Consider the following 2,297-nt stretch of genomic DNA (forward strand, 5'->3'; position numbering starts at 1 on the left):
TCTGAAAGCATTTGTAACAAGTTGTGCAATCTCTTGATATAATCGTCCGTTACACAAAAAATCACCGCCAAAAATCATGAACCCAAGCCCTTTGCTCGATATTATCGATACGCCTCAGGATTTGCGCCGTCTGGAGAAAAAACAGCTGCCGCAAGTCGCCGCCGAATTGCGCGAATTTCTGTTGGATTCCGTCGGTAAGACGGGTGGCCATTTCGCCAGTAACTTGGGCGCGGTCGAGCTGACGGTGGCACTGCATTATGTGTACGACACGCCCGAAGACCATTTGGTCTGGGATGTCGGCCATCAAAGCTATCCGCACAAAATCCTGACCGGCCGCAAAAATCAAATGCACACCATGCGCCAATACGGCGGTTTGGCCGGTTTCCCAAAACGCAGCGAGTCGGAATACGACGCGTTCGGCGTAGGCCATTCTTCCACATCCATCGGTGCGGCCTTGGGCATGGCTGTTGCGGACAAACAGTTGGGCAACAACCGCCGCAGCGTTGCCATCATCGGCGACGGAGCCATGACGGCAGGTCAGGCGTTTGAAGCCCTGAATTGCGCAGGCGATATGGATGTCGATTTGCTGGTCATCCTCAACGACAACGAAATGTCGATTTCCCCCAATGTCGGCGCGCTGCCGAAATATCTCGCCAGTAACGTCGTGCGCGATATGCACGGCCTATTGAGCACCATCAAAGCCCAATCGAGCAAAGTATTGGATAAATTGCCCGGTGCGATGGAGCTTGCCCAAAAAGTTGAAAATAAAATCAAAACCTTGGCAGGCGAAGCGGAACACGCAAAACAGTCGCTGTCTTTGTTTGAAAACTTCGGTTTCCGTTATACAGGCCCGGTGGACGGACACAACGTTGAAAATCTGGTGGATGTATTAAAAGACTTGCGCGGCCGCAAAGGCCCTCAGTTGCTGCACGTCATCACCAAAAAAGGCAACGGCTACAAATTCGCCGAAAACGATCCTGTCAAATACCACGCTGTCGCCAAGCTGCCGAGCGAAGTGCCTGCGCCGGAAGTCAAACCTGCCGCGGCCAAACCGACTTATACGCAAGTATTCGGCCAATGGCTGTGCGACCAAGCGGCGGCGGACGAGCGTCTGGTTGCCATCACGCCTGCCATGCGCGAGGGCAGCGGCTTGGTTGAGTTTGAACAGCAATTCCCCGACCGCTATTTCGACGTCGGAATCGCTGAGCAACACGCCGTTACCTTTGCGGGCGGTTTGGCATGTGAAGGCATCAAGCCCGTCGTGGCGATTTACTCCACTTTCCTGCAACGCGCTTACGACCAGTTGGTACACGACGTTGCCTTGCAAAACCTGCCTGTTTTGTTCGCTATCGACCGTGCAGGTATTGTCGGTGCAGACGGCCCGACCCATGCCGGTTTGTACGACTTGAGCTTTTTGCGTTGCGTGCCGAACATGATTATTGCCGCACCAAGCGATGAAAACGAATGCCGCCTGCTGCTCTCAACCTGCTATCAGGCAAATTCGCCGTCCGCCGTCCGTTATCCGCGCGGTACAGGTACGGGTGCAACCGTTTCAGACGGCCTGGAAACCGTTGAAATCGGCAAAGGCATCATCCGTCGCGAAGGCGAGAAAATTGCCGTTATCGCCTTTGGCAGCATGGTTACCCCATCATTGGCCGCTGCCGACAAGCTGAACGCGACCGTTGCCGATATGCGCTTTGTCAAACCGATAGACGAAGAACTGATCGTCCGTCTCGCCAGAAGCCACGATTACGTCGTTACCGCCGAAGAAAACGCCGAACAAGGCGGCGCAGGCAGCGCGGTGTTGGAAGTGTTGGGGAAACACGGCATCTGCAAACCGGTATTGCTGCTGGGTGTAGAAGACAAAGTTACCGAACACGGCGATCCGAAAAAACTCTTAGCCGATTTGGGGCTGAATGCCGAAGCCGTTGAAAAACGCATTGCCGGTTGGATAGAGGCCGTCTGAAAAATATTAAAACATCTCAATACATTGCGTAATTTATGGGAAAAAAATTAATCAGCATCAGTATGGTGCGCAACGAAAACGACGTTATCGAATCGTTTGTCCGTCATAATCTCGAGCTGATGGATGAAATGCACATCATCGATCATGGCAGCAGCGATGGCACAAGGGAAATCTTGATTCAATTGAAAGAAGAAGGTTTACCGGTATTTATCTATCAATATCAAGCGCTCAAGTACAATCAAGAGCAATTGGTAAACCTGCTTATGAAGCAGCTTGTAGCAAAAGATGAAGCGATAGATTTCGTTTTTCCGCTGGATGCGGACGAATTTAT

2 protein-coding genes are annotated in these 2,297 nt (G+C 52.1%); both read left to right on the forward strand.

The features are described 5' to 3' along the window. The first annotated feature begins 76 nt into the window (after positions 1-76). A complete protein-coding gene (gene dxs / locus ACTHUE_RS15925; RefSeq protein WP_107792203.1) occupies positions 77-1,966 on the forward strand; it encodes a 1-deoxy-D-xylulose-5-phosphate synthase in 1,890 nt (629 codons plus the stop codon). 35 nt (positions 1,967-2,001) lie between these two features. Then, positions 2,002-2,297: glycosyltransferase family 2 protein (locus ACTHUE_RS15930; protein WP_440423966.1), on the forward strand; the 296-nt coding region annotated here is incomplete at its 3' end.

The organism is Neisseria sp. P0021.S005 (assembly GCF_051956955.1).